The sequence below is a fragment of the Pseudomonas paraversuta genome, assembly GCF_904063065.1.
Classification (GTDB): domain Bacteria; phylum Pseudomonadota; class Gammaproteobacteria; order Pseudomonadales; family Pseudomonadaceae; genus Aquipseudomonas; species Aquipseudomonas paraversuta.
On the sequence record NZ_CAJFCL010000005.1, the window covers coordinates 267,294 to 290,833 of the forward strand.

Sequence of the window (23,540 nt, forward strand, 5' to 3'; positions counted from 1 at the left end):
TATAGGCGTTAAAGCTGTATTTGTTTCACTGAGTATCTGAGGGGATAGTGCAGCTCAAGTTCACCATTTTGCAAAAACCGCCTTATTGCTTTCAGTGAACAGCGGTGGAGAGGGCGGCGTTCATTCTTCTGTGCTAGCATGCCGCCCTTGGCGTTTTTCTGTTGTTGTGTGCTCCCGAGCCGCGAAGCAGAGCCATTAACCTATTTTATTTGAACTCCAGTCACTCTGGTTCGGTTTACGGTTGGCCGCAAGGCTCCTGCCACTGTGAGGCAGGCATACCTCCGAATCGCGTACTGGCTCATCCCAACCCACGTGACCTTTGGTAGGGGTCACCACTAGGAGAGGAGGCGCCATGCCAACTATTACTCTTCCCGACGGCAGTCAACGTACATTTGATCATCCAGTATCTGTAGCCGAAGTAGCTGCTTCGATTGGCGCAGGCCTGGCCAAGGCCACCGTAGCCGGCAAAGTCGACGGCAAGCTGGTTGATGCCTGTGATGTGATCGAAAATGACGCCACCTTGCAAATCATCACTCCCAAGGATGAAGAGGGGCTGGAGATCATTCGTCACTCTTGCGCTCACTTGGTGGGGCATGCAGTCAAGCAGCTGTATCCGACAGCCAAAATGGTAATCGGACCTGTTATCGACGAAGGTTTTTATTACGATATCGCCTATGAGCGTCCGTTTACTCCGGATGACATGGCCGCTATTGAAGCGCGTATGCAGCAATTGATCGAAAAAGACTACGACGTCATCAAGAAAGTGACGCCGCGTGCTGAAGTGATCGAGCTTTTTGCCCAGCGTGGTGAAGACTACAAGCTGCGCCTGATTGAAGACATGCCGAACGAGCAGGCCATGGGTCTGTACTTCCATGAAGAATACGTCGACATGTGCCGCGGACCTCACGTTCCGAATACGCGCTTCTTGAAGTCGTTCAAGCTCACCAAGCTGTCCGGTGCCTACTGGCGCGGCGATGCCAAAAACGAGCAATTGCAGCGTATCTATGGCACTGCATGGGCTGACAAGAAGCAGCTCGCAGCCTATGTCCTGCGTATTGAAGAAGCTGAAAAGCGTGATCACCGTAAAATCGGCAAGCGCCTGGGGTTGTTCCACACCCAGGAAGAAGCGCCGGGGATGGTGTTCTGGCACCCGAATGGCTGGACGCTTTACCAGGTACTTGAGCAGTACATGCGCAAGATTCAGCGCGAAAACGGCTATCTGGAGATTAAAACTCCTCAGGTAGTTGATCGCAGCTTGTGGGAAAAGTCCGGTCACTGGGCTAACTACGCTGAAAACATGTTCACCACCGAGTCGGAAAACCGCGATTACGCGATCAAGCCGATGAACTGTCCTTGTCACGTGCAGGTATTCAATCAGGGGCTGAAAAGCTACCGTGAATTGCCGCTGCGTCTGGCCGAATTTGGCGCATGCCACCGTAATGAGCCATCGGGCGCACTGCATGGCATCATGCGTGTTCGTGCGTTTACTCAGGACGACGCACACATTTTCTGTACTGAAGAGCAGATGCAGGCTGAGTCGGCAGCGTTCATCAAGCTGACACTCGATGTGTATGCAGATTTCGGTTTCAAGGACATTGAACTCAAGCTTTCGACCCGTCCTGAAAAGCGCGTTGGTTCTGATGAGTTGTGGGATCGCGCTGAAAGCGCCTTGGCTTCAGCCCTTGACAGTGCTGGCCTGGCGTACGATTTGCAGCCGGGTGAAGGTGCTTTCTACGGTCCCAAGATCGAATTTTCTCTGAAAGATTGTCTGGGTCGTGTCTGGCAATGTGGTACCTTACAGCTCGATTTCAACCTGCCGATCCGTCTTGGCGCAGAATATGTGTCCGAAGACAACAGTCGTAAGCATCCCGTTATGCTGCACCGCGCGATCCTTGGATCGTTCGAGCGCTTTGTCGGTATTTTGATCGAGCATTACGAAGGTGCCTTCCCTGCGTGGCTTGCGCCAACCCAGGCAGTGATCCTGAATATCACTGATAAACAGGCAGATTTTGCCCTCGAAGTTGAAAAAACTCTCAATCAGAGCGGATTTCGTGCCAAGTCTGACTTGAGAAATGAAAAGATCGGCTTTAAAATCCGTGAGCATACTTTGCTCAAGGTTCCTTACCTCTTGGTTATTGGAGATAGGGAAGTCGAGATGCAGACTGTCGCTGTGCGTACACGTGAAGGTGCTGACCTGGGCTCGATGCCCGTCGCGCAATTCGCTGAATTCCTCGCACAAGCGGTTTCCCGGCGTGGTCGCCATGATTCGGAGTAATTATTATTAAGCGTGAAATGAGACAAGATAAACGAGCTGCACCGAAGGCCCCGATCAACGAGAATATCTCGGCACGCGAGGTTCGGTTAATTGGGGCTGAAGGCGAGCAGCTTGGGATTGTGTCAATTGAAGACGCGCTTCTTAAAGCTGAAGAGGCCAAACTGGATTTGGTGGAAATTTCCGCTGATGCAGTACCCCCAGTTTGTAAGCTGATGGACTACGGCAAATCTATCTTCGAAAAGAAGAAACAGGTTGCCGCTGCAAAGAAAAACCAGAAACAGATCCAGGTTAAAGAAATCAAGTTTCGTCCAGGGACGGAGGAAGGGGATTACCAGGTAAAACTGCGCAACCTGGTACGTTTCCTGAGTGATGGGGACAGGGCCAAGGTATCGTTGAGATTCCGTGGTCGTGAGATGGCCCACCAGGAGCTGGGTATGGAACTGTTGAAGCGGGTTGAAGGTGACCTGCTTGAATACGGGACCGTCGAACAGCATCCTAAGATGGAAGGACGCCAGCTGATTATGGTCATCGCCCCGAAAAAGAAGAAGTAATCACTAGGGCACGGCAGGCCTTTTGATTATGTTTATCAACTGAATGCGGAGTACCGAACATGCCAAAGATGAAAACTAAGAGTGGTGCTGCTAAGCGGTTTCTGAAAACTGCTAACGGCATCAAGCACAAGCACGCTTTCAAGAGCCACATCCTGACCAAAATGTCGACTAAGCGTAAGCGTCAATTGCGCGGTAGCAGCTTGCTGCATCCGTCTGACGTGGCAAAAGTGAAGCGCATGCTGCGCCTTTGCTAATTTCGGTCAAGAATAGAGGAAGTAACTCATGGCTCGTGTAAAGCGTGGCGTTGTCGCCCGTAAACGTCACAAAAAAATTCTGAAACTGGCTAAAGGCTACTACGGCGCACGCTCACGCGTATTCCGTGTTGCCAAGCAAGCGGTAATCAAGGCAGGCCAATACGCCTACCGTGACCGTCGTCAGAAAAAACGTCAGTTCCGCGCTCTGTGGATCGCTCGTATCAACGCTGGTGCACGTATCAACGGTCTGTCCTACAGCCGTTTCATCGCCGGCCTGAAAAAAGCTTCCATCGAGATCGACCGTAAGGTTCTGTCTGATCTGGCAGTGAACGAAAAAGCGGCGTTTGCTGCGATTGTCGAGAAAGCTAAAGCCACCTTGGCTTAAGTACCCCCGACAGTTACCTGGGCTCACCTATGTGAGCCCAGGTGCTAAACGTCTTAAATAGGGGAAGAGCCTTCAAGCTCTTCCCCTATTTTGTATCTGGAGTCTGTACATGGAAAACCTGGATGCGCTGGTCTCTCAAGCACTAGAGGCTGTGCAAAGCGCTGAAGATATCAATGCCCTGGAGCAAATCCGGGTTCTATACCTTGGTAAAAAAGGTGAATTGACTCAGGTGATGAAGACCCTGGGGAATTTGCCGGCTGAAGAGCGGCCGCAGGTCGGCGCCCTGATCAACGTTGCCAAGGAGCGTGTCACAGAGGTTCTCAATGCGCGCAAGGCACTGTTTGAAGAGGCCGAACTGGTCGCCAAACTGTCTGCCGAATCCATTGATGTGACCCTGCCTGGCCGTGGTCAGACCTCCGGCGGTCTGCATCCGGTTACCCGGACTCTGGAGCGTATCGAGCAGTTCTTCACCCACATTGGCTATGGCATTGCCGAAGGCCCAGAGGTTGAAGACGACTATCACAACTTCGAGGCGCTCAACATCCCGGGCCATCACCCGGCGCGTTCGATGCATGACACCTTCTATTTCAATGCGAACATGCTGTTGCGCACCCATACCTCACCGGTACAGGTCCGCACCATGGAATCGCAGCAGCCGCCGATCCGCATCGTCTGCCCAGGCCGTGTGTACCGCAGCGACTCCGATATCACCCACTCGCCGATGTTCCATCAGGTAGAAGGCCTGCTGGTAGATCGCGATATCAATTTCGCCGACCTTAAAGGAACTATTGAAGAGTTTCTGCGAGTGTTCTTCGAAAAAGAACTGGCCGTCCGTTTCCGTCCGTCGTACTTCCCGTTCACTGAGCCATCCGCGGAAGTGGATATGGAATGCGTGATGTGCAGTGGCAAAGGTTGCCGGGTCTGCAAACAAACTGGCTGGCTGGAAGTTATGGGCTGCGGCATGGTTCATCCGAACGTGCTGCGTATGTCCGGGATTGACCCGGAAGAGTTCTCTGGCTTTGCCTTCGGCATGGGTGTAGAGCGTCTGGCCATGCTGCGTTACGGCGTGAACGACTTGCGTCTGTTCTTCGACAACGACTTGCGGTTCCTCGCGCAATTTCGCTAGTCGTAACGAATTCTTAGGAGAGCAGGATGAAATTCAGTGAACAATGGCTGCGTGGTTGGGTTAACCCGCAGGTAGGTCGCGATGAGCTGGTTGCTCGTCTGTCGATGGCCGGTCTTGAGGTCGATAGCGTTACGCCGGCCGCCGGTGTATTCAGTGGCGTTGTGGTCGGTGAGGTGCTCAGCACAGAGCAGCACCCGGATGCTGACAAGCTGCGTGTTTGCCAAGTCAGCAATGGCTCGGAGACTTTTCAGGTCGTATGCGGTGCGCCAAACGTGCGCCCGGGTCTGAAGATCCCGTTCGCCATGATCGGCGCCGAACTGCCAGGCGACTTCAAAATCAAAAAAGCCAAGCTGCGTGGCGTTGAGTCCAACGGCATGCTCTGCTCGCAAGCAGAGTTGCAAGTGGGTGAAGGCAATGATGGCTTGATGGAACTGCCGGCAGATGCACCGGTAGGCGAAGATATTCGCGTTTATCTGGATCTCGAAGATGCCAGCATTGAGGTTGACCTGACCCCTAACCGGGGTGACTGCTTGTCCCTGGCTGGTCTGGCCCGTGAAGTAGGTGCGTTGTATGCGGCCCCGGTTACACGTCCGGTAGTGGCGACTGTTGCGCCAGTGCATGACGAAGTGCGCTCTGTAGAAGTGCTTGCACCTGCAGCGTGCCCTCGTTACCTGGGGCGTGTGATTCGCAATGTCGACCTGTCGAAGCCTGCTCCGCTATGGATGGTTGAGCGTCTGCGTCGCGCTGATGTGCGTAGCATCGATGCCGCAGTCGACATCACCAACTACGTGATGCTTGAACTGGGCCAGCCGTTGCACGCTTTTGATCTCGCCGAGATCAACGGTGGCATTCGTGTGCGCATGGCTGAAGAGGGTGAGAAACTGGTATTGCTTGATGGGCAGGAAGTCACTTTGCGTAGCGATACGCTGGTGATTGCTGACCATACCCGTGCGCTGGCCATTGCCGGTGTGATGGGCGGCGAGCACAGTGGCGTATCTGCTTCGACCCGGGATGTGTTTCTCGAAAGTGCTTTCTTCGACCAGATTGCTGTGGCTGGCAAGGCCCGCTCTTATGGTCTGCACACTGACGCTTCGCATCGCTATGAGCGTGGTGTGGACTGGAAACTGGCCCGTGAAGCCATGGAGCGAGCTACTGGCCTGCTGCTGGAAATCACTGGCGGTGAAGCCGGTCCGATCATTGAGACCGTTAACGAGCAGTATCTGCCGTCAATCGCGCCGATTACCTTGCGTGCTGCGCGTATCAGCCAGATGCTGGGCATGGAAATGGACTCCGCTGAAGTCGAGCGTCTGCTCAGTGGTTTGGGGCTGACAATTTCGGCTGATGGTGCAGGGCAGTGGCGTGTAGAAGTGCCTAGCCATCGCTTCGATATCAGCCTTGAAGTTGATCTGATCGAAGAACTGGCTCGTCTTTACGGTTACAACCGTCTGCCAGTGCGTTATCCGCAAGCCCGCCTGGCTCCGCAGGCCAAGGCTGAAGCACGTAGCGATTTGCCTGAATTGCGTCGTTTGCTGGTAGCTCGTGGTTATCAGGAAGCGATCACTTATAGCTTTATTGATCCGAAACAGTTCGAGCTGTTCAGCCCGGGTGTTGAGCCTCTGTTGTTGGCCAACCCTATTTCGAACGACATGGCTGCTATGCGTGCCTCTTTGTGGCCGGGCCTGGTCAAATCGTTGCAGCACAACCTGAATCGTCAGCAAGATCGCGTTCGCTTGTTTGAAAGCGGCCTGCGCTTTGTCGGTCAGCTGGAAGGTCTCAAGCAAGAGCCGATGCTGTCGGGTGTGGTTTGTGGCAGCCGTCTTCCTGAGGGTTGGGCGCAAGGGCGCGACGTAGTTGACTTCTTCGATGTCAAAGCGGATGTAGAAGCCGTGTTGGGTTTCGCGGGCGCTCTGGACTCGTTCACCTTCGTAGCGGGCAAGCACCCGGCATTGCACCCGGGGCAGACTGCACGTATCGAACGTGATGGTCGCGAAGTTGGCTATATCGGTGCCATCCACCCTGAGCTGTCAAAAAATCTGGGTCTTGATCGTCCAGTATTCGTTTTTGAGCTGGTGCTGGCTGAAGTAGCGTTGGGCAAAATGCCTAAATTCCAGGAGTTGTCGCGGTTTCCTGAAGTGCGTCGTGACTTGGCGCTGCTGGCTGATCGTGATGTTGCTGCCAGTGCAGTACTGGAAGTAATACGTGAAAATGCAGGTGAATGGCTCACAGACCTCAGGTTATTTGACGTCTACCAGGGTAAAGGCATTGATCCTCATAGAAAAAGCCTTGCAGTTGGCTTGACCTGGCAGCATCCATCGCGCACTCTTAATGACGATGAGGTGAACACCACGACACAAAACATCCTCACCTCGCTCGAAAAAAGGTTGAACGCCACGTTAAGGAAGTGACGTATGGGGGCTCTGACGAAAGCTGAAATGGCGGAACGTCTTTATGAAGAGCTGGGCCTGAATAAACGCGAAGCCAAAGAATTGGTCGAGCTGTTTTTCGAAGAAATCAGGCACGCTCTTGAAGACAATGAACAGGTCAAATTGTCAGGTTTTGGCAACTTTGATCTGCGTGACAAGCGACAGCGGCCTGGCCGCAATCCGAAAACGGGAGAAGAAATCCCGATCACGGCTCGCCGTGTGGTCACCTTTCGTCCAGGGCAGAAGTTGAAGGCCCGAGTAGAGGCTTATGCTGGAACCAAGTCATAACGACGAGCTCCCGCCGATTCCGGGCAAACGCTACTTCGCCATAGGCGAAGTCAGCGAGCTATGTGCGGTCAAGCCGCACGTGCTGCGCTACTGGGAGCAAGAGTTTCCTCAACTCAACCCTGTCAAACGTCGCGGAAACCGCCGGTATTATCAGCGACAGGATGTGCTGATGATCCGGCAAATTCGTGCACTGCTTTATGATCAAGGGTTCACCATCGGAGGCGCGCGGCTGCGACTTTCCGGGGATGAGGCCAAAGACGACACCACCCAATACAAACAATTGATCCGCCAGACGATCTCCGAACTGGAGGACGTATTGCAGGTTCTTCGTAAATAAATCTGGCTTTAAAATACTTTCGTATTTCAAAAGCTTAAGGTATATTCCTCGACGTTCCATCAAGTTGTAACGCCTAGTCGGGGCGTAGCGCAGTCCGGTAGCGCACTAGCATGGGGTGCTAGGGGTCGAGTGTTCGAATCACTCCGTCCCGACCATATTATTCAATGACTTAGCCGCTTTCGAGCGGCTTTGTTGTTTCTGCCATAGTGACTTTCCGAGTGACCTTGGCGTTTTCGTTCATGCTTCCCTCCTTTTCAGAATCGTCAGCGCTGGTGCGCGTGAGTCGGTTGCTGATACCTTGTTTGCCGCCGCAATAAGCTGATCCAGTTCTGCCGCCGAGTAGTGGCTGGTGATGCTTCCGTTCTTGTGGCCGAGCAGCGCTTTACGATCTTCCTCTGTCACACCAGCCGCACGTAGCCTTCTCCCAAAGGTGTGCTTCAAGTCGTGAATTCGGATCCTGGTAAAGCCGTCATGTGCCGGCCGCAAGAACTTCTCCTGCCACTTCTTGGCCGCTCTGAGCCGCGCCTTCTTCCAGGCCGAGTCATTCATGCGGTGAACAGTCGTTTCATCCCCTTCGCCATCTGGCTTGCCAAACGGGAACACGTAGAGCGGATGCTTGCCGCGCTGCTTCTCGATCACTGACTTGGCAACGTCATTCATCACGACCAGACGCTCGTCTCGGTTTTTCACGCCAGACTTGGCACTCCTCCCTCCAAATCCAGACGGTATCAGGAACACGCTCGTTCCCAATTCCGGTACCGCAATCTCCCAATTCCACTGAAGCTTGCAGACTTCCTGCTCTCTGCACCCGGTGTTGACCTTGAACATCGCCATGGTCTGCAGGTGCGCCGGGAGCTCCGAGAAAAGAATCGACTGCTCTTCCCATGAAAGCGGGTAGGGCTTTCGGCAATTCGTTTTCTCGTCCAGTAGAGAGATCATCGGTACAACGTCGAGCAGTGGCCGGCGTTCCTCGTCACGCCACTTGCGTGCGCACAGGTTCAGAACCCTGATCACTCGCTGCAGCGCAATGTTCACCGTTCGGTTCGTGACAGGTTTCCCCTCCGCCGGATTCAGCTTCGACTGGATGTAAGGGGCGAGCGCGTCGTCATCTATATGGGTGAGCGGCATGTCCCCAATAAATGGGTCGAGCTGCTTCATATAAGTAGCCGAGATGTGGATTGAGGCCTGGTCTTTCACCTCGAGCAGGAAGCGGGTTGCTACCTCCCGCCAAGTCCTCACTCGCCGAACACCGTAGACCTTCTGCTGGCGCATCTGCTCCAGCTTATGGATTAGGTACTGCTCTGCTTCGGCGCGGTTACAAGTGCCAGTACTCTCTTGAATTCGTTCTCCTCTGTACTTCTTGTCGATCTTCCAGATGCCGTTCGGCATTTGCTGGAGGCCGGTGATTGCTTTTTGGGCCACGGCGTTTCTCCTTGCTTTTTGCCCTGGCGCTCGCTGCGAGGACGATTGTTGTCCTGATTGGCCGCCTTTTCAATCGACTTGCTCTCGACGTAGGCATCCGCCCATGCGTCGAGTTCCAGTCGATCAAAGCCGATACCCTGTTTCCCGATCGGGAATTCCCGAACGTTTGGTCGGACCGTCTTGTTGAACTCATCCCGACACATGCCGAGATAGCCTGGAGCATCCATAGCGCGGAGGAACCTTGGAGGGGTGGGCGCGACCTGGGCCGCGCTTCGATTTGACATAGCTGTCTCCATGCCGCCGCGCTTAGCGGCAGAAGTTGGTTTAGGTTGAGGCTTAGGCCTACCGCTTGAAGTCGGTGCACCGCACGATGACCGTGCTGGCATCGCGCTGAATCGGCGGCATGGCCTTGAAGGGAAGGGCGCTGCAATCTCGACGGGCATGCTGGCAAGCGCAGCACATGCCGCCTTTGGGGTGGTGGGTCATGGCATCACTGGCTCGGCCAAAGCCCAGCAGATCTGCCGGGCGTAGACCGAGGGCACCCGCTTGACTTCGCCGGAGCGCTCCATCCGCTCAAGTTGGCGGCGCACCCATTCCGTCTTCAGCCCCTTATGCCCGGCCATACTCAGGCCGTTGCGAATAACATAGGTCATCTGTTGCGAGCCCCAATAGACTATCTGTCCTTTGATTTCGGCATCGGTCGGCTTTGCTTTGTCAGTCATGACGTAACCTCTCGCCGTGCCCAGCTCACACATGGTCCACCTTCGGTATCGAAAATCCCGAGGAGAAACCACTCCGGCCCAGGCGCAACCGGGTCCCAGCCGAGGCAGTGACACTCACCGTCGTCATAGGGGTGATGGCTGTCGATATCAGCCTCCATGTGCCACTGCTGCAGCACTAGGCGCTGCTCAGTGATCCAAGCTTTGAAGGCCGCGTAGTCCTCATCGAAGTCGGGCAGATCGGGATGATCCCACCAGCCGTCTTCATCCCGTACGACAGCAACTGGCTGGATCAAAACAGTTTTTTCAGGCATGACTTCGTCCTTGCCGCTATAGCGGCTGACTTTGGTGGTTGGGTAGGCCTTTGGTAATTTCTGTATGTATTCTAAAAAGTGAGCTAAAACAAAAGATCAATAGATTTGCAGCAAGGAGCATGCGGTTCTATGCAATACGAAAAACAGGCATCGCTAACTCACACTTATCGAGGCTACGTCGTTTACTTAAGGTTCTATTGGCTTAAGCCGAATGACCGCTCTCCTGCCGCTGTGCATATTGTTGAGGCAAGTGAGATTTCGGGATTCGGCATTACGGCAGCAGAATTGGAAAGTGACTGGCCTGATTATCAAAGCGCGCTAGCAGCAGCATTGGCAGCAGCCACGAGACACATTGATAGCCAGTTAGAATGAGTTGATATCCTTTTCTGACTAGAGCTATTTTTGTAAGCGCCGCTCAGCCGCTTCAGCCTGGCGCAACTTGCTGCACTTAGTGTGGTTTCCGTGGGCGCGTGATTTGTCGCACTTGTCACAGATCGTTTGCAGGTCCAGCGCCTGCATGGGTGCGCCGCGGATCTTTACGGTTCGGCGGAGGGCGGTCATAGCTCCTCCCTTAGCAGGTCAGTTACCTGCTTGATGCCACTGGCATAGCTCGATGGCGAGGCTGTAGCCGTTGCTGTCAGATTCCTGATGGTGCTGGCAATCACCAGCGGGTTGCTGATTGAAGAACCGAGCGACTTCACAACATCCACGGCGAAGCGCTGACCCTCAAGCTGCATGACGCGATTGACTGGGCCGGTGATCACTATCTCAGGCAGCGTTATTGCTGCTTGAGCAGGGGCGATTACTTCGGCAGCAGGTATTTCGCGGGCACGATCAAGCGCCCGCTGTGCGATTGAGTTCATTGGGTTGCCTCGGGATTAATCGTTGCGGGTGATGCCCACAAGGTCGCCATCGCGCAAGACGGCGGTTTCTTTCAGCTCCAGCAGGATCGCTGCAGCGTGTTCGCGGTTGATGGCGTAGAGGTAAACGCTGAAGGTGCCTTCTTCAGTCTTGAAGTCGACAGGGTAGAGCTGCCATTGCAGGCCGTTGACCATGGCGACTCGAGCAAGTGAAATTGATTGTTTGTTCATGAGCCCTCCTGATATTGATGCCCCTGCTCTCGCGAGCGTACATGTAGGGGTAAGCCTGATCTGGTGTGATTTGCTTAAGTGGGGTATTTCTATACGGCCCGGCATGAGGTCGGAACAAGGAGGAGTCAATGCTTCGGTCAGATGCGCTACCTGTTTCAAGCTTTGGAGATGCTTACAAGGGGGTTAAATTTACGATTCGCCTAAAGTCTTATGGGAATAAGTACACTGCCAGACTTGAAGTTGTAGGGCTTCCATCTCGGCCGTACGACGATAAGTCTTGGGATGACAAAAACGAGGCCATCGAAGACATCAGAGCTGACGCAAGAGAAATGATTGATGGTATGAGGCCTTAAGCCCCGCATTTTAGGTATGCCTTGGTCATCTTGCCGTTGACGGCGTGACCGCGCTTGAGCACGACCCGGGCCAGTGCGGCCCGGTCTTTCTCGCTGTGACTGGCTTGACTGAGCAACCCGAAGTAACTGTTGGCTGTCTCGCGTAGATCATCGGCGGGCGCTGCGGCCGTTCGCTTGAGTGCCTGGCTCAGAGCCCGCTTGCGGGTGGTGCGCCGCCACGGCTTGATCACATGCCCAACGAAGTCGACACCGCGATCAACCGGCTGCAGGATGGTTTTGGTCGGGTTCAGTCTGGCACCCAGCGTCTGCAGGAATACTTCGACCTCTGCGTGCCAGGCATTGAGCTGCTGCGGTGACTCATGCAAGAACACAAAGTCATCGACGTAACGGATGTAATGCTTGGCCCTCAAGCGGTGTTTGGCGAACTGATCAAGCGCGTCCAGGTAGACGTTGGCGAAGAACTGCGACGACAGGTTGCCAATGGGTAGCCCAAGGTGAGCAGGTTGGGCAGTGAGTCGCTTGTGTTGCGGCACCCGGCCAAACAGATGGCGGGGGCTTCTGGTTTCAAAGTCTCTACGCGGGTCGTGCATCAGGATCTGCTCCGCGAGAGCAAGCCACCAAGGTTCAGTGATCTTTGCGGCCAGTTGCAGGCGCAGCACCTGCTTGTCGATGGCTACGAAGAAGTTGGCCAAGTCGCACTTGAGATAAAAGACTGGCTTCGACCAGTTCTCACTGGCGCTCCTGATCTTCGATTCAAGGCGCATTGCGGCGTATAGGGTGCCTCGGCCCGGGATGCAGGCGCAGCTGTCGGCTATGAAGCTGGCATAGAAGCGTGGGGCTACGTGGTTGTAGAGCAAGTGGTGGACGACCCGATCCCGAAAGGCCGCTGCCCATACTTCGCGGGCTTTCGGTCGGGTGACCACAAAGCATATCGAGCGGCCTGGCTGGTAAGTGCCAGACATCAGGTCGTCGTGTAGCTGGACCAGGTTCTGTTCCAGATCCATTTCGAACGCCAGAGCGCTGTCGCTGTTTCGCTTCGAGCGCCGACAATCGTAATAGGCCTGCACCAGATCCTGAAACTGGTAGGGACCAACAGTCGAATCTGCGGACGGGGCGGACACGGAGCTCGTTGTTCTTGTCGTTGTTGTTCTGATTGCCATCATCGAAGTTCATGTTGAATGCGTTGTTGGCGGAGCGCTGCGACCTATCGTGCTATCTACGTCGCCAAGCCGAAGGCAGTGCCGATCAGCGAGGAAACTGCGCGAGACCAGCCCGGACGCTTTAGACCGGCGGTGTCTCTGATGCGCATGGCGGTGACCCGAAGGTCAGCGGCACGACCAGATTCATAATCGCTCAGACCTGAAAGCCGTAACTCTCAGGTGGCGGGCGCGGTTGGGGTGTAGCGTTTCCAAGCGTTCGCTTGCTTGCCAATCGAAGTGGTCACCTCGATGGCCTTGGCGTGCTGAGGAATGCTGATAAAGCGGTTCTCTTTGAACAATCGCATCAGGAACTCAATCACCTGGACCTTCTCGACCAGCAAGGTCAGGTGAGGGTGCTTGTCCTTGGACGCGTTGGCTCGGGCAATCAGCATCAACACATCGATGCACTCGTCGATAACGCGCTTGCTGAGGGATAGCTTTAAGTCTCGCGGGATGTTGCGGGTGAGGCTGGTTGCGAGGCTGAGCAAGTCCATCGACACCTTGTAAATCTTCAAGTCCGTGTGCATTGCCATGGGCAGCGATTCCTAACAGCAACCGGCCGCAAGCGGCCGGATTAAATAAACGAATTAATCAATGATCAGCTCTCTGCGGACGGGGCGGACACGGAGCTCGTAGTCCATGCCGTCGTAGTACTGAAAGCCATCACCGAAGTACATGCTGAATGCGTTGTTGGCGGAGCGCTGCGTGCTCGACCAGTACCAGGAGCCGCTGAAGGCTTCTTCGCCATCGTCCTGGAATGCCGGGAACGCCGTCTGAGCCGGAGATTCAGCGGTGTACAGCTGGCCGATAGGCAGGCTGTTGGGGTTGTCACCATCACGACCCCAGCAATAGTTTTCCTCGGTCGTTGGCTTGAGGTGACGGTACTGCAGCTCCTGCACGTCGCGGGCTGGAATTGCCCAGTCAGTGAAGCCGTCAATCTCAAGGGCCAGCACCTTCTGAGCCAGCTCGCTGCCAGCAGCGGCCATTGATTCGGTGTTGCTGCGGCTATCGGTAAAGCTGCCGGCACCCTCAATGAGCACGCCGCGAGCACCCCAGGTGCCTTTCAGTTCGTGATCGGCACTGGCGGTGATATTCAGATAACGACGCCCGTTCTCGACGGTTACCCCCGTGACAAAGCCGCCACCGAAGGCCTGGCCGATTGCCGGGATGGTGACTACAGGCAATGCTTGAGCTGTTGCGGACATGGTCTTTCCTCTTTTCGAAGGCAACAAAAAAGGCGCTTATGCGCCCCGGTGCCGGATCAAGAACGAATTATTGAAGGATTAAATAAACAATCTGCGGACGGGGCGGACACGGAGCTCGAAGCTCTTGCCGTAGCTGACCTGATTGCCAGCAACGAAGTTCATGGTGAATGCGCCGTTGGCGGAGCGCTGCGTGCTCGACCAGTACCAGGTGTCCTTGGCGAACAGGTCCGGCACGTTCACCCAGCAGTGGTACAGCTCGGCGCAGGCGGGCAGGTAGAAGTCATGGTGTCCATCTGCTTGATACTCGGCACAAGCATCAGCAGCGGGGTACTTTCTTTCGTCTTCGTTGCCGCACAGCACCTGGGTGTTGGTGTAGCCGTCAGTCTTGCTGAGGCCTTTGACTTCGATTCCACGGCCGCCCCATTCATGGTCACCAACGTCTATCGAGGCAATGATCAGGTAGTGCTCGGGAACATCGCCCCGCGCTGCTATCAGGCCGCCGTTGAAGCCGCCTTGACCCGGCCAGACCGCTCCAAGCTCGGGGACTGAATGTGGGCACGCCGGCTGCACATTGGCGGCGGGTGGCAGCACCTGAGCGAAGACGCTTGCCACGGCCAGTTTTGCCAGCGATGCGGCGGGCATCTTGATCGTGGTGTCGCCGTGCTTGAGGGTGATCATTTCGGGTTTCATGGGTTTACCTCGGGATGGCGCCGCCCTCCGTGATCGGATGCAGCGAGTAGGGTGGGTTTGTGTCACGGCGGTATGTCACGCAATGCGAACATGATCCGCCAGTTGCTCGTCGGTCATGCGATCGGCTCCGCGAATGAATCGGGATATCAGATCCTGCTCTTCACCAATTCCGGTGCGGGCCATCGTTCGCTTCAGCGCGGCGTCATCGTTGTGATAGAGCGCCGTGACAATCTTTCGTGACAGCAGGGCCGCTTCTTTTTCCTGCGAACTCAATTTGTCCCGTACGCGCTGCTCGCGCTTCCGTTCGGTTGCAGTTTTGGCCATGGCTTGCCCCTTCAAGTCCGCTTGGCGGCAGGTGGTGTTGGATTTGACGAAGTCGTCGAAGCATGGAGGTGGTGACGCGCCTCACAGGTGACTGCCGAAGAAGACGAAGGCGGCCAGTATCGCGCTGATGCGCAATGTCCAGTTCCGCATAAAACGCCCGAATAACTTGACGTTGAACTGTTTGGCTTCGGCTTCAAGAACACGAGCGTGGCCGGTGGCATTGTTGTGGCCGAAACGCTCGGCAATAATCTTGCCAGTGGATCGCTCGATCACTTCGAAGGTGTTGTTGCCACTAGGTTTGACTATGAAGATCGGCGCCAGTGGCGGGGCCATGACGCCTGGCTTTTGGTAAAACTCAGCTGTAGCTTGGCGTGTACGTGCGCGCAACCCTTCGAGGGCAGTGACGCGCTGGGCGAATGATGGGTGCATGGTTGATCCTCGACAGGGTTACGGTTATTCGTCAGCACTCATGCATTACGTGGCTTGCCGGTGGGCGCGTAATGGAGTGCTGACGGGTAACAGCAGGCAAAAAAAGCCCAGTCGAAACTGGGCCGTGTGAGCTCCACAAACGCCGCCGTATGTGAGAGCCAGGCTGTATGGGCGCCCCCATCACTGTTTAGGTTTTCATGATTGAGACCTCCCTTTCGCACGTTCACTGGATTGGCAGTGACCACCGTTGAATTTTGCGCAAGACGTCCGGCGCTTCCCGGAATGCGTCAAGTCTGGCGATATTCGCCCTCGGACTCGTCTGCGAAGCTGCAGGTGTCCAGCGTCTGCTGGTTTGGCGTCCGCATCGGTCTGTGCTCAGGCCGGGAAGCCGAAGGTCAGACCGATGCGTCCTGGTGCTGGGGAGTACCAGGAGCTCGGGCAGTTAGCGGCAGGCTGTCGTGGCGCTGGTTGATTCGGGTTAACCGACCAGATCAAAAGAGTCAGCGCGGCGCGTCATTCTCAGTTCGCCGCCTCGGCGCTCTGAAGGCCGGCGATCACGGCGAGCAATGCCGCTGTCGTCAAGACCTTGCATTGTCATCACGGCGATGAGCAGCAAGCAGAGCGGGGTGATGATTTGTCGGCGGGCTGCCTCAGCAACGAGCGCTGCTCGGCGAGGAACGCAAAGCTTATCCATGGCCCTCTGGAGGCTCTTATCGACAGTGCATTTTGCAATGTCGAATGCCTTGGCGATTTCTTTGGCCGTAAGTCCTTGGGCAACTGAAAGAACGAATTGCAGTTCCCGTGGCGCAAGGCCTCGGCCGAGGTGGCCTTTCCATGCGCCATTTACGATTGTCGATTCCATTTTTTAACTCGGTAGTTTTCCTGCTGCGCCGGGTGCGGCAGTGAAAGTGCCCGTGAAGGTCCAATCACTCCTCACACGCTTCCACGCGCCGTACAAAACCCCACACCGGAACAGCCACACAAACCAGAAGCAAAATGACAATGCTGATGGAGGTGATTGGTAGCCATCCCATGGGGAGCTCCGTGGTAGGTTTTGGGTGGGCAACGGTGCAGGCGCTGTGTTATTTGTCTGCGTTCTCGGCAGCTTCAAACTCGCTTCCGAGAATTTCCGTCATCACGCTCGAAGGTTTGGCCGATGTGCTGACATACAGGCAGTCATCCTTGGCGATATGCTTGTAGCTGGCGAAGAGGAGTGCGCCGCCGCCAAGTCCCATAGAGTCAAGGAATGGCTGCATATCAGCTTCTCCCTTAGGCTTATGCTCGTTGAAGTCTTCGCGAAGCTTGGTGAGCTCGATCTTCAGCGCTTTACGTTCGTCACCCTTTGAGCCAGGCGGCAGGCTTGATCGCGGAAACTGCGACCCTTCTGCTTTTGGGTCGGGCTTGGTCCATAGCGGCTGAGGCATCTCAGGCTTGAACTTCAAACCGAAGAAGCGACGACCGCTGTGAAAGCTGGTAGAGAAAAGAGGGGATGCACCTTCGTAGCGCTTGGCGAACTCATTGCCTAACACCTGCAAGCGATCCGCCTCTTCTCTGTACTTCTTCCAAGCCGCCAGAACTCCGGCATCGCTTGTCTTGTAGTAGGCCATTTCTCACCTCCGTTGATTTCCAATGCCGCCTCATAGAAGCGGCATCAGTAAATCTGCGGGTGTTTCTCAGCAAACCTTGCGTGTCGATTCCCGATCACGGAAGCAGGCTGTGTTGCGTACTGTTCCCCTGGCCGCAGCCGGGGTACGTCTTCTGGTTGTTAAAGAGCGGGTCGCTGCGGTGTGTTGCTGCGATGGATGTAATTTAGAAAACTTAACAAAAAACGTCAAGAGGTTAATTTAGAAAACTTAACATTTCGATGAATGAGAGATTTCGGAGTCGTAAAAAAGCCCGCTCAGTGGCGGGCTGTGCTGAACAGAAGTAAGGCTACCAGCCGCAACCTTTGCGAATGTCGGCGAGTGCAGCTTCGGCGCCGGAGGTGTTGAACGAAGCGGTCAGCGGGCTTTCGCTGTAAGGCGTAACATTTGCCACAAGCGAGTCGCTTTTCATCATCTCTTTCAGGATCGGTACGGGAGATCCAGGATAGAACGAAGATTTGTGGTCCGTCGAGACAACCCATGATTTCCGCTGGGCCTTTGATTTGCCAACCCGGTGCGTAACAGTTGTCGTCTCAGTCCCGAGAAATGAATTCCAGTTTACATACCATTCGGTAGTGTTCTTCGAGCAGCGCACTACCATGCCAACGCGCCCACCGTACCTGCCTGACCCACTGTCGGCGTCGAGCAATGCTACGTAGATCGACTGATCGGTCAGAGGGTCTGTTGTGGTAGACGTGCTCCACTTTCCTTTGCCAATTGATTGCGTGATTGTGGTTTGCTTCGACAAGCCCTTTCTATCTGCTAGAACGTCATAGCAAGATAGTCTCTCAACGCTGTTCTCTAATGCGGCGCATTGAATCACTTCTTTCTCAGCAATCTCGGCATTTGCATTAGTGGATAGAGCAAAGGCAGTCGAAAGAGCGATGGAATACATAGCAATTTTCAAGATGGAGCCCTCAAAAAATTAGCCTGAACTCTATCACTAATGGCGCCCGGCCACCATTGGGGGCGGGCGTATCGGATGGCCAACAAACTCGCAGCCACAAAAAATCCTGCCTGTGGGAGGCATGCGGTTTGGCCGCGGGGTGAGAGGTTGTATTGAATGCTTTGAATCGATCTAGAAGTCGTACCGCTTGCCGTCCGTTGAGATCAGGTAAAGCCATTCGGAATAAGGAAGACGAGCAATAATTTTTGTGTTCTTAACGACCCCAGCCATCGCCATTCCCCGACAAAGAAGGCTCACGCCGCCTTGGATGCGCTCACAAATAGCGTCTGGGCTATCGACAAAATTAGTCTTGTTCAGCCGAAGCATTATCACAGTGCGACCTTCCGGTACTGCACCTATCGGTGGAACTACAAACAGGGTGATTTGCGTGTAGACAGCAATTGCGATGATGACGATCAGGCCGGCAACTATGAGTTTTCGCATGGGGTTCAATTTCCAGGAAAGAGTTTTGGGGCTGCAGTCACGGCTGGTGCTCACCCAACACCGCCACCACGCCATATGACACGACCTAGAATTGGCATGCCGTGAATGGATTCTTCGGAAGCAAGCTCGTCAGGATTGGAGTTTTTGTCAGGATTGTCGCTTCTAATTACCCAGGCGCCAGACAGCTGCTGCGTCAAACGCTTGATGCTGTTGCCGCCGTCGGGCCGCCTTATGACGTACACCTGCTTGTCTTTAGGTTCGGTCTGCGACGTATCGAACAGCACCACGTCACCCTCAAAGATGTAAGGCTCCATGCTGTCGCCGCTAGCATAGATGATATACAAGTTTTCCGGCTTGGCATTAATGCGCTTGAGCCAGTCCCGTTTGAATGCAAGGCCTTCGGTAAGCTCGACATGCTCATTCAAGTACCCAGCGCCACAGTCAGCTTTTGCGCTGAATTGCGGGATGAGGGCGTAATCCTTCTCACTGGGAGATCTGTTTGACTGATCTTGAGCGCTTCTGGACATTGGACCTTTACCGGTCTCGAGCCAATTAGGCTGGCACTCAAGCATCTCTGCCAATGCCAACAAATTTTTCCCTTTTGCGCCATTCGTCCCGTTCATCCAGAACGAAACAGTAGCCCTGGAGACCTTCAGGCGCTCACTTATGTCCGTGGCACGGATACCTAGGGTATCCATGCGCGTCTTCATTCGATCTTTAAATTTCATATTTAGAATTCTAAACACTGTTCAGTTTAGATAACTTGCCTTGCGTTGTTAATTTTTCTAAACTCACGCTAAGACAGGAGAGTTGATTAATGACCTACGACCAAGCCCTGAAGTTTTTCGGCTCCGGCCGATCCATCGGAGAAGTCCTTGGCGTGAGTGGGGGGCGTGTTTCGCAGTGCCGCTCGGCAGGCGGTTTCTCATATCCGATGCAGTGCGTACTGGAGAAAGAGTCGAAAGGAGAGCTTACCGCACGTCGCACTGATGACCCGTCGCACGAAGCTAAGAAAACCGCCGCGTAACTCATGTCCCGCAGCAAGGATCTATTTGAGACGCAAATTATCACCTCGCTTCCAGTGAATCGGTAGCACCTCGGATTAGCTGTTAATCCATCCAGTAGCGAAATCGCAGGCAAAAAAAAGCCGGTGGCTAGACCGGCTTCTTCACAACTTATTTCGGGGGCCATTATGTGCACCATTTTTTCATCACGCAATACCGCTTACGTGATACCTCGCCTTTCACCCGTATTTGTCACGACCACCGCACAGGAGGCCGTGTAATGGCCCGCATCCGCACGATAAAACCCGAATTTTGGACCAGTGAACAGGTCATGGAATGCAGTCCTTTGGCGCGCCTGTTGTTTATCGGTGTTTGGAATTTCTGCGACGACGCGGGCAACCATCCCATGTCGGCCAAGACCCTGAAGGCACTGGTGTTTCCAGGTGACGACATCACTTCTGCGAAGGTCGGCGAGCTGCTTGGTGAACTGTCGAGCAATGACCTGATCGCGCTCTACGAGGTGTCGGGGAAAGAGTACCTGCACGTCAACGGCTGGAAGCATCAAAAGATCGACAGACCTACGATCAAACACCCTTCATTTCGGCTCACTCTCGATTCAGATTCTGAGAGTGCTCGTCGAGCCCTCGTCGAGGAATCGCAAGAGCCTAGACGAGCCCTCCCCCCCGGAAGGGAAGGGGAAGGGAAGGGAGAAAACCCACTCAACGCGCACGAATCGTTCGACCCACGCGAAATGGTCGCCATGACCCTGGACTGGTTGCCTGATCCAGAAACCCTAAAAACCTATGCCGTTCACGTTGGACTGTCCGGCGCCCTGTTCACACCAGCTGTGATTGCCCTGTTCACCTGCCACTACGAGCCGAAGGGTGTGATCAACACCCAGGCCGAGTGGGTGAGCATGCTGGTCAAGTGGGTGCAGCGTGATCAGGTTAAGACCGCCGGAACCAACGTCAGCCGCTTCCCGGGCAAGCCACGTACTGACGAATCCTTTGACGACGAAGATACCGACTGGCTGCCTCAGGAGGCTACCCAATGAATCAAGTTTCAGTAATCGCCACTGGCCTGTGGGCCAAGGTGCAGACCGGCCAATTTATCGCTGCCGGTGAAAACGAAAACATCCAGCCAGCCGCAGAGCTGTCCCAAGCCACGGCCAAGGTTATCAACGGCCTGTTCCGCGAGCTGCGCTCGATCTTCCCGGCGTGGAAGCAGGCATGGCCGGATATGGCGACCTACAAAGCGGCCAAGCAGCAGTGGATGCTGGGTTTCCTTGAGGCGGGCATCTGTAGCACAGAGCAACTGCGCTTCGGCCTGATGCAGGCGCGCCAAGCCGCCAAGGACTTTGTGCCGAACGTGGGTGTGTTCATCGGCTGGTGTACGCCGACAGCCGAAATGCTCGGCTTGCCAAGGTTGACTGCGGCCCACCGGGAGGCTTGTCGGAACGCACACCCATCGATGGCCGGCCAGGCAAAGTGGACCCATGACGCGGTGTGGCACACGGCCAAGGAGTGCGGGTTTGAAAATCTCAACCGACTGTCCCACGACCTGAGCATCAAACTGTTTGAGCGCAACTACACGATCACGGTACGCCGCATTCTGGCGGGCCTGCCGTTGCAGAAAATGCCGCTGGCTTTGCCACCACGCGCTATTGAGCGTAGTGCGCCAGAAGTGGGCAACAAGGCCTTGGCGGCACTTCGTGCCATGCGTTCTGGAGGTGCTGCACATGTCTAACCCTCACCTGGCTCCGGTGGAGCTGAGCGCTTACCGCTGGGCCGTTCACTGCTGCTCGTACAAGCTCGACCTGAGCTACAAGCCAGACCGGGCTGTGGCCTTGTTTGAGCATGAAAGCGCAGCAAAGCGCTTCGGCGGGCTGATGTGGCCCAGCACCTTTGAAGTGGTGGATCTGCAATCACCTGTGGGGGAGGGGCAATGAACACCAAAATCAAAACTCTGACCGTGAAACTGTCCGACGCCGAGATTGGCCGCAATGCGAAGCTCGAGCATGTGCGCGACTTGCGGGATGCCGGCCACCCGGCGCTGCACTTTCGCTTTTCCAAGAACCGCACCCGTGGCTCTTGGTACTTGCTGAACAAACGCCGCTGGCACCGTATCGGCGCCTTCCCGGACTTGAGTGCCAAGCAGGTTCTGGCCGCGCTGCCGTCTGTGCGCCTGCGTGTGTCGGCTGATGCTGGCTCGACCATTTCGCAATGGGCTACCACGGGCGAGCTGCTCAACTGGTACGCCGACCGTATGGCCCGTGACAGAAGCCTGTCGGCCAAGCGCAAGAACACCGGCGCCTCGGCCATGAAGTGCCACCTGCTGCCGCGCCTGGGTGACTTGCCGCTGGTGGAAGTAAACAAGGCGTCTCTCGACAACCTGTTCATGTGGCCATTGCAAGAAACCCTATCAATCGATTACGTGCGCCTGGCGTTCCAGTTACTGGCCCTGGCATTCCGTCAGGCGTTGAAGCTGGGGCTGATCACGTCCAATCCAATGGCGGGCATCAAGTTCAGTGACTTCTCCAAGGCCAAGGTTGGGATCAAGCCGTCGCGCCTGCGTGGTGTGCAGTTGCAGGATCTGCTGGGCGAACTGGAACTGGTCAGCTCCAGCGATCCGGCTGACGCCATGCTGGCCCTGATGATGCTGTGTCACGGCACGCGAATAGGGGAGACCCGCCAAGCACGTTGGTCTCATATCAGCCTGGCCGAGCGCGAGTGGTTCATTCCGGCCGAGCACACCAAGACCGGCGTGGAGCATCACCTCCCGCTGACTGAGCAGGTGCGCGCTTTGTTGATCCAGTACCGCGAAACACAAACCGCCCGCGGCTATGACGGCCAGTACCTGTTCCCGGTGCGCAATGGCAAGGCCTTGAGCGAGGGGCAGGCCAGTGCCGTGTTCGCCCGCTTGGGTAAGGGCGAGTGGACCAGCCATGACCTACGCAAAGTAGCCCGTACAGGCTGGGCAGACATTGGCATCGACCACCTTATCGGTGAACTGCTGATCAACCACGCGATGGGTCACAACGTGAAGGTGTACATCCAGTCGGACGTGATGAGCCGCAAGCGTGACGCTCTGGAGAAGTGGCACGCCCATCTAGATCAGAAGGGTTTCAACCTGATCCACGGGCAGACAGGCGTTAGATTCGGAGAATCCGGTAATGCGCTAGAAGCCGCGAACAGCAAGGCGTGCAGCGCTATTCAGAAAACAACCATAGGTGAGGATTAAAAATGATGATTCTGCTGGAGAAGCACAGCGGCCTCGCCGTCAATCCTGACGATGTCAGCTCTATGTCCATTCATAAAAGCAACGGCTACTCGGTGCTTGAGGTGAGGATGATCTCCGGCGACAAGTATCGGGTTAGGGACACGGCGCATTGTTCCGATGGGGATGATGTTCGCGCCCTCCATAAGCAGCTACTGGAGGCTATGTGATGGGTATTTATAAAGACGTGATGGGCACCCTGGTGCGCGTGCTGGCAGCAGACAACATCGACAACTCAACCAAGCAGAGCTGGCAGAAACTCATCGATGCCGAGTTGCGCTCAGGAGGGCAGGGTGCGGGTATCTCGGTGCGGGACAAGTTCGACTATGACTGCTGCCTGTATGCACTGCTGCACCGTGAGCTGGCCCCGGCTCAGTGGGATGTGCTGGTGGCTAAGTACTCGACGCACAAGGCCAATAAGGTCGGTGCGATAGGGCGCCTTGTCCCGCGCATCACATCTCCAGCCCCGCAACTGTTCATCTATAAAGCGGTGACTGCATGGGCAATTCCCAAGCTGCGTGGGGTGCAGGACAGGAAGCGATCCACGGATATGATCGTGCTGCCTGCTGAGTTCTACGACATGAACACCTGGGATCCAGAGGCATCACCTGAGCGCACACGGAATCGATGGCGCTCCGGTATTCATCATCGGCTTGAGTCCCTTGAGGAGGCGGCAGTGATACACGCCACAGAGATCTTCGACCGCGAAGAAATCTTTCTTGATGCTGCTTGACTGACTGGCCGACTGGCCGTAAATTAGCCCCATCATGTCGATCTTGCGCGTTATGAGAATTTACAAGCTAAAGCCCTGTCCTAAAGTAGGGCTTTTTTGCGTGTTAAAG

33 protein-coding genes and 1 tRNA gene are annotated in these 23,540 nt (G+C 55.3%); 17 read left to right on the forward strand and 17 right to left on the reverse strand.

Features of this window, described 5'->3' with window-relative positions; all coding sequences use genetic code 11:
- Window positions 1-352: 352 nt before the first annotated feature.
- From thrS to JQ845_RS12675, 9 genes are all read left to right on the forward strand, one after another.
- A complete protein-coding gene (gene thrS, locus JQ845_RS12635) occupies window positions 353-2,275 on the forward strand; it encodes a threonine--tRNA ligase (RefSeq protein ID WP_010656382.1) in 1,923 nt (640 codons plus the stop codon).
- Window positions 2,275-2,826, forward strand: a complete 552-nt coding sequence (gene infC / locus JQ845_RS12640; RefSeq protein WP_171970586.1) for a translation initiation factor IF-3 — start codon at window positions 2,275-2,277, stop codon at window positions 2,824-2,826. Before thrS ends, infC begins: the two co-directional genes overlap by 1 nt.
- 59 nt (window positions 2,827-2,885) lie before the next feature.
- Window positions 2,886-3,080 (forward strand): 50S ribosomal protein L35, encoded by a 195-nt coding sequence (rpmI, locus tag JQ845_RS12645; RefSeq protein WP_003442181.1) that lies wholly within the window; start codon window positions 2,886-2,888, stop codon window positions 3,078-3,080.
- 28 nt (window positions 3,081-3,108) lie between these two features.
- Window positions 3,109-3,465, forward strand: coding sequence for a 50S ribosomal protein L20 (rplT, locus tag JQ845_RS12650; RefSeq protein WP_003442184.1), 357 nt, complete (start codon window positions 3,109-3,111; stop codon window positions 3,463-3,465).
- 109 nt (window positions 3,466-3,574) lie between these two features.
- Entirely contained in the window at window positions 3,575-4,591 is a 1,017-nt protein-coding gene (gene pheS, locus JQ845_RS12655) for a phenylalanine--tRNA ligase subunit alpha (RefSeq protein WP_003442187.1), read from the forward strand.
- A 26-nt stretch (window positions 4,592-4,617) separates the two neighbouring features.
- Window positions 4,618-6,996 (forward strand): phenylalanine--tRNA ligase subunit beta, encoded by a 2,379-nt coding sequence (pheT, locus tag JQ845_RS12660; RefSeq protein ID WP_003442190.1) that lies wholly within the window; start codon window positions 4,618-4,620, stop codon window positions 6,994-6,996.
- Between the two features lie 3 nt (window positions 6,997-6,999).
- Window positions 7,000-7,302, forward strand: coding sequence for an integration host factor subunit alpha (ihfA, locus tag JQ845_RS12665; protein ID WP_002553164.1), 303 nt, complete (start codon window positions 7,000-7,002; stop codon window positions 7,300-7,302).
- Window positions 7,283-7,639: a MerR family transcriptional regulator gene (locus JQ845_RS12670; RefSeq protein ID WP_003442193.1), complete on the forward strand. Its 357-nt coding sequence runs from the start codon at window positions 7,283-7,285 to the stop codon at window positions 7,637-7,639. Before ihfA ends, JQ845_RS12670 begins: the two co-directional genes overlap by 20 nt.
- Before the next feature lie 78 nt (window positions 7,640-7,717).
- Window positions 7,718-7,794 (forward strand) — tRNA-Pro (locus tag JQ845_RS12675).
- Window positions 7,795-7,876: 82 nt separating this feature from the next.
- Here JQ845_RS12675 and JQ845_RS12680 read toward each other — a convergent pair.
- The 4 genes from JQ845_RS12680 to JQ845_RS12690 form a co-directional block, all read right to left on the reverse strand.
- Window positions 7,877-9,028, reverse strand: a complete 1,152-nt coding sequence (locus tag JQ845_RS12680) for a tyrosine-type recombinase/integrase (protein ID WP_236010212.1) — start codon at window positions 9,026-9,028, stop codon at window positions 7,877-7,879.
- On the reverse strand, window positions 8,929-9,345 hold the full coding sequence (locus JQ845_RS23295; protein ID WP_236010208.1) for a hypothetical protein: 417 nt from the start codon (window positions 9,343-9,345) through the stop codon (window positions 8,929-8,931). The genes JQ845_RS12680 and JQ845_RS23295 overlap by 100 nt, the downstream gene beginning before the upstream one ends.
- Window positions 9,346-9,543: 198 nt before the next feature.
- Window positions 9,544-9,783, reverse strand: a complete 240-nt coding sequence (locus tag JQ845_RS12685; RefSeq protein ID WP_203009058.1) for a hypothetical protein — start codon at window positions 9,781-9,783, stop codon at window positions 9,544-9,546.
- Entirely contained in the window at window positions 9,780-10,094 is a 315-nt protein-coding gene (locus tag JQ845_RS12690; RefSeq protein WP_203009059.1) for a hypothetical protein, read from the reverse strand. Before JQ845_RS12690 ends, JQ845_RS12685 begins: the two co-directional genes overlap by 4 nt.
- Window positions 10,095-10,223: 129 nt before the next feature.
- On the opposite strand from JQ845_RS12690, the gene JQ845_RS12695 reads away from it, so the two are divergent.
- Window positions 10,224-10,466 (forward strand): hypothetical protein, encoded by a 243-nt coding sequence (locus JQ845_RS12695; protein WP_203009060.1) that lies wholly within the window; start codon window positions 10,224-10,226, stop codon window positions 10,464-10,466.
- Between the two features lie 185 nt (window positions 10,467-10,651).
- Here JQ845_RS12695 and JQ845_RS12700 read toward each other — a convergent pair whose 3' ends face one another.
- The 13 genes from JQ845_RS12700 to JQ845_RS12760 all read right to left on the reverse strand — a co-directional run bounded on the left by JQ845_RS12700 (window position 10,652) and on the right by JQ845_RS12760 (window position 19,146).
- Complete coding sequence (locus tag JQ845_RS12700; protein WP_203009061.1) at window positions 10,652-10,957, reverse strand: hypothetical protein; 306 nt, start codon at window positions 10,955-10,957, stop codon at window positions 10,652-10,654.
- Between the two features lie 15 nt (window positions 10,958-10,972).
- The gene (locus JQ845_RS12705; RefSeq protein WP_203009062.1) at window positions 10,973-11,185 is read right to left on the reverse strand and encodes a hypothetical protein; all 213 of its coding nucleotides are present in this window, start codon (window positions 11,183-11,185) and stop codon (window positions 10,973-10,975) included.
- A gap of 349 nt (window positions 11,186-11,534) precedes the next feature.
- Window positions 11,535-12,701: an RNA-directed DNA polymerase gene (locus JQ845_RS12710; protein ID WP_203009063.1), complete on the reverse strand. Its 1,167-nt coding sequence runs from the start codon at window positions 12,699-12,701 to the stop codon at window positions 11,535-11,537.
- Between the two features lie 212 nt (window positions 12,702-12,913).
- A complete protein-coding gene (locus JQ845_RS12715; protein ID WP_153433731.1) occupies window positions 12,914-13,270 on the reverse strand; it encodes a four helix bundle protein in 357 nt (118 codons plus the stop codon).
- Between the two features lie 54 nt (window positions 13,271-13,324).
- Window positions 13,325-13,942: an Lcl C-terminal domain-containing protein gene (locus JQ845_RS12720; RefSeq protein WP_203009064.1), complete on the reverse strand. Its 618-nt coding sequence runs from the start codon at window positions 13,940-13,942 to the stop codon at window positions 13,325-13,327.
- A 78-nt stretch (window positions 13,943-14,020) separates the two neighbouring features.
- Window positions 14,021-14,632: an Lcl C-terminal domain-containing protein gene (locus JQ845_RS12725; protein WP_203009065.1), complete on the reverse strand. Its 612-nt coding sequence runs from the start codon at window positions 14,630-14,632 to the stop codon at window positions 14,021-14,023.
- Between the two features lie 75 nt (window positions 14,633-14,707).
- A complete protein-coding gene (locus JQ845_RS12730) occupies window positions 14,708-14,956 on the reverse strand; it encodes a hypothetical protein (RefSeq protein WP_203009066.1) in 249 nt (82 codons plus the stop codon).
- An 81-nt stretch (window positions 14,957-15,037) separates the two neighbouring features.
- A complete protein-coding gene (locus JQ845_RS12735) occupies window positions 15,038-15,385 on the reverse strand; it encodes a hypothetical protein (protein WP_203009067.1) in 348 nt (115 codons plus the stop codon).
- Window positions 15,386-15,863: 478 nt separating this feature from the next.
- A complete protein-coding gene (locus tag JQ845_RS12740; protein ID WP_203009068.1) occupies window positions 15,864-16,247 on the reverse strand; it encodes a LuxR C-terminal-related transcriptional regulator in 384 nt (127 codons plus the stop codon).
- A gap of 220 nt (window positions 16,248-16,467) precedes the next feature.
- Window positions 16,468-16,992, reverse strand: a complete 525-nt coding sequence (locus JQ845_RS12745) for a hypothetical protein (protein WP_203009069.1) — start codon at window positions 16,990-16,992, stop codon at window positions 16,468-16,470.
- 325 nt (window positions 16,993-17,317) lie between these two features.
- Window positions 17,318-17,935, reverse strand: a complete 618-nt coding sequence (locus JQ845_RS12750) for a type VI secretion system-associated protein TagO (RefSeq protein WP_203009070.1) — start codon at window positions 17,933-17,935, stop codon at window positions 17,318-17,320.
- A 171-nt stretch (window positions 17,936-18,106) separates the two neighbouring features.
- On the reverse strand, window positions 18,107-18,418 hold the full coding sequence (locus JQ845_RS12755) for a hypothetical protein (RefSeq protein WP_203009071.1): 312 nt from the start codon (window positions 18,416-18,418) through the stop codon (window positions 18,107-18,109).
- A gap of 50 nt (window positions 18,419-18,468) precedes the next feature.
- Window positions 18,469-19,146, reverse strand: a complete 678-nt coding sequence (locus tag JQ845_RS12760; protein ID WP_203009072.1) for a S24 family peptidase — start codon at window positions 19,144-19,146, stop codon at window positions 18,469-18,471.
- Between the two features lie 89 nt (window positions 19,147-19,235).
- On the opposite strand from JQ845_RS12760, the gene JQ845_RS12765 reads away from it, so the two are divergent.
- The 7 genes from JQ845_RS12765 to JQ845_RS12795 all read left to right on the forward strand — a co-directional run bounded on the left by JQ845_RS12765 (window position 19,236) and on the right by JQ845_RS12795 (window position 23,431).
- Window positions 19,236-19,445 (forward strand): hypothetical protein, encoded by a 210-nt coding sequence (locus tag JQ845_RS12765; RefSeq protein ID WP_203009073.1) that lies wholly within the window; start codon window positions 19,236-19,238, stop codon window positions 19,443-19,445.
- Between the two features lie 257 nt (window positions 19,446-19,702).
- Window positions 19,703-20,476: a DnaT-like ssDNA-binding domain-containing protein gene (locus JQ845_RS12770; RefSeq protein WP_203009074.1), complete on the forward strand. Its 774-nt coding sequence runs from the start codon at window positions 19,703-19,705 to the stop codon at window positions 20,474-20,476.
- Window positions 20,473-21,168: a replication protein P gene (locus JQ845_RS12775; RefSeq protein ID WP_203009075.1), complete on the forward strand. Its 696-nt coding sequence runs from the start codon at window positions 20,473-20,475 to the stop codon at window positions 21,166-21,168. The genes JQ845_RS12770 and JQ845_RS12775 overlap by 4 nt, the downstream gene beginning before the upstream one ends.
- Window positions 21,161-21,370, forward strand: coding sequence for a hypothetical protein (locus JQ845_RS12780; protein WP_203009076.1), 210 nt, complete (start codon window positions 21,161-21,163; stop codon window positions 21,368-21,370). Before JQ845_RS12775 ends, JQ845_RS12780 begins: the two co-directional genes overlap by 8 nt.
- The gene (locus JQ845_RS12785) at window positions 21,367-22,662 is read left to right on the forward strand and encodes a tyrosine-type recombinase/integrase (RefSeq protein ID WP_203009077.1); all 1,296 of its coding nucleotides are present in this window, start codon (window positions 21,367-21,369) and stop codon (window positions 22,660-22,662) included. The genes JQ845_RS12780 and JQ845_RS12785 overlap by 4 nt, the downstream gene beginning before the upstream one ends.
- Window positions 22,663-22,664: 2 nt before the next feature.
- On the forward strand, window positions 22,665-22,868 hold the full coding sequence (locus tag JQ845_RS12790) for a hypothetical protein (protein WP_203009078.1): 204 nt from the start codon (window positions 22,665-22,667) through the stop codon (window positions 22,866-22,868).
- The gene (locus tag JQ845_RS12795; protein WP_203009079.1) at window positions 22,868-23,431 is read left to right on the forward strand and encodes a hypothetical protein; all 564 of its coding nucleotides are present in this window, start codon (window positions 22,868-22,870) and stop codon (window positions 23,429-23,431) included. Before JQ845_RS12790 ends, JQ845_RS12795 begins: the two co-directional genes overlap by 1 nt.
- The last annotated feature ends 109 nt before the right edge of the window (window positions 23,432-23,540 follow it).

What these genes read in the sequence shown, in the direction of transcription:
- thrS (WP_010656382.1), top strand. Translation starts at nt 353, where the DNA reads ATGCCAACTATTACTCTTCCCGACGGCAGTCAACGTACATTTGATCAT.
- rpmI (WP_003442181.1), top strand. Translation starts at nt 2,886, where the DNA reads ATGCCAAAGATGAAAACTAAGAGTGGTGCTGCTAAGCGGTTTCTGAAA.
- rplT (WP_003442184.1), top strand. Translation starts at nt 3,109, where the DNA reads ATGGCTCGTGTAAAGCGTGGCGTTGTCGCCCGTAAACGTCACAAAAAA.
- pheS (WP_003442187.1), top strand. Translation starts at nt 3,575, where the DNA reads ATGGAAAACCTGGATGCGCTGGTCTCTCAAGCACTAGAGGCTGTGCAA.
- pheT (WP_003442190.1), top strand. Translation starts at nt 4,618, where the DNA reads ATGAAATTCAGTGAACAATGGCTGCGTGGTTGGGTTAACCCGCAGGTA.
- ihfA (WP_002553164.1), top strand. Translation starts at nt 7,000, where the DNA reads ATGGGGGCTCTGACGAAAGCTGAAATGGCGGAACGTCTTTATGAAGAG.
- JQ845_RS12670 (WP_003442193.1), top strand. Translation starts at nt 7,283, where the DNA reads ATGCTGGAACCAAGTCATAACGACGAGCTCCCGCCGATTCCGGGCAAA.
- JQ845_RS12680 (WP_236010212.1), bottom strand. Translation starts at nt 9,028, where the DNA reads ATGCCGAACGGCATCTGGAAGATCGACAAGAAGTACAGAGGAGAACGA.
- JQ845_RS23295 (WP_236010208.1), bottom strand. Translation starts at nt 9,345, where the DNA reads ATGTCAAATCGAAGCGCGGCCCAGGTCGCGCCCACCCCTCCAAGGTTC.
- JQ845_RS12685 (WP_203009058.1), bottom strand. Translation starts at nt 9,783, where the DNA reads ATGACTGACAAAGCAAAGCCGACCGATGCCGAAATCAAAGGACAGATA.
- JQ845_RS12690 (WP_203009059.1), bottom strand. Translation starts at nt 10,094, where the DNA reads ATGCCTGAAAAAACTGTTTTGATCCAGCCAGTTGCTGTCGTACGGGAT.
- JQ845_RS12695 (WP_203009060.1), top strand. Translation starts at nt 10,224, where the DNA reads ATGCAATACGAAAAACAGGCATCGCTAACTCACACTTATCGAGGCTAC.
- JQ845_RS12700 (WP_203009061.1), bottom strand. Translation starts at nt 10,957, where the DNA reads ATGAACTCAATCGCACAGCGGGCGCTTGATCGTGCCCGCGAAATACCT.
- JQ845_RS12705 (WP_203009062.1), bottom strand. Translation starts at nt 11,185, where the DNA reads ATGAACAAACAATCAATTTCACTTGCTCGAGTCGCCATGGTCAACGGC.
- JQ845_RS12710 (WP_203009063.1), bottom strand. Translation starts at nt 12,701, where the DNA reads ATGATGGCAATCAGAACAACAACGACAAGAACAACGAGCTCCGTGTCC.
- JQ845_RS12715 (WP_153433731.1), bottom strand. Translation starts at nt 13,270, where the DNA reads ATGGCAATGCACACGGACTTGAAGATTTACAAGGTGTCGATGGACTTG.
- JQ845_RS12720 (WP_203009064.1), bottom strand. Translation starts at nt 13,942, where the DNA reads ATGTCCGCAACAGCTCAAGCATTGCCTGTAGTCACCATCCCGGCAATC.
- JQ845_RS12725 (WP_203009065.1), bottom strand. Translation starts at nt 14,632, where the DNA reads ATGAAACCCGAAATGATCACCCTCAAGCACGGCGACACCACGATCAAG.
- JQ845_RS12730 (WP_203009066.1), bottom strand. Translation starts at nt 14,956, where the DNA reads ATGGCCAAAACTGCAACCGAACGGAAGCGCGAGCAGCGCGTACGGGAC.
- JQ845_RS12735 (WP_203009067.1), bottom strand. Translation starts at nt 15,385, where the DNA reads ATGCACCCATCATTCGCCCAGCGCGTCACTGCCCTCGAAGGGTTGCGC.
- JQ845_RS12740 (WP_203009068.1), bottom strand. Translation starts at nt 16,247, where the DNA reads ATGGAATCGACAATCGTAAATGGCGCATGGAAAGGCCACCTCGGCCGA.
- JQ845_RS12745 (WP_203009069.1), bottom strand. Translation starts at nt 16,992, where the DNA reads ATGGCCTACTACAAGACAAGCGATGCCGGAGTTCTGGCGGCTTGGAAG.
- JQ845_RS12755 (WP_203009071.1), bottom strand. Translation starts at nt 18,418, where the DNA reads ATGCGAAAACTCATAGTTGCCGGCCTGATCGTCATCATCGCAATTGCT.
- JQ845_RS12760 (WP_203009072.1), bottom strand. Translation starts at nt 19,146, where the DNA reads ATGAAATTTAAAGATCGAATGAAGACGCGCATGGATACCCTAGGTATC.
- JQ845_RS12765 (WP_203009073.1), top strand. Translation starts at nt 19,236, where the DNA reads ATGACCTACGACCAAGCCCTGAAGTTTTTCGGCTCCGGCCGATCCATC.
- JQ845_RS12770 (WP_203009074.1), top strand. Translation starts at nt 19,703, where the DNA reads ATGGCCCGCATCCGCACGATAAAACCCGAATTTTGGACCAGTGAACAG.
- JQ845_RS12775 (WP_203009075.1), top strand. Translation starts at nt 20,473, where the DNA reads ATGAATCAAGTTTCAGTAATCGCCACTGGCCTGTGGGCCAAGGTGCAG.
- JQ845_RS12780 (WP_203009076.1), top strand. Translation starts at nt 21,161, where the DNA reads ATGTCTAACCCTCACCTGGCTCCGGTGGAGCTGAGCGCTTACCGCTGG.
- JQ845_RS12785 (WP_203009077.1), top strand. Translation starts at nt 21,367, where the DNA reads ATGAACACCAAAATCAAAACTCTGACCGTGAAACTGTCCGACGCCGAG.
- JQ845_RS12790 (WP_203009078.1), top strand. Translation starts at nt 22,665, where the DNA reads ATGATGATTCTGCTGGAGAAGCACAGCGGCCTCGCCGTCAATCCTGAC.
- JQ845_RS12795 (WP_203009079.1), top strand. Translation starts at nt 22,868, where the DNA reads ATGGGTATTTATAAAGACGTGATGGGCACCCTGGTGCGCGTGCTGGCA.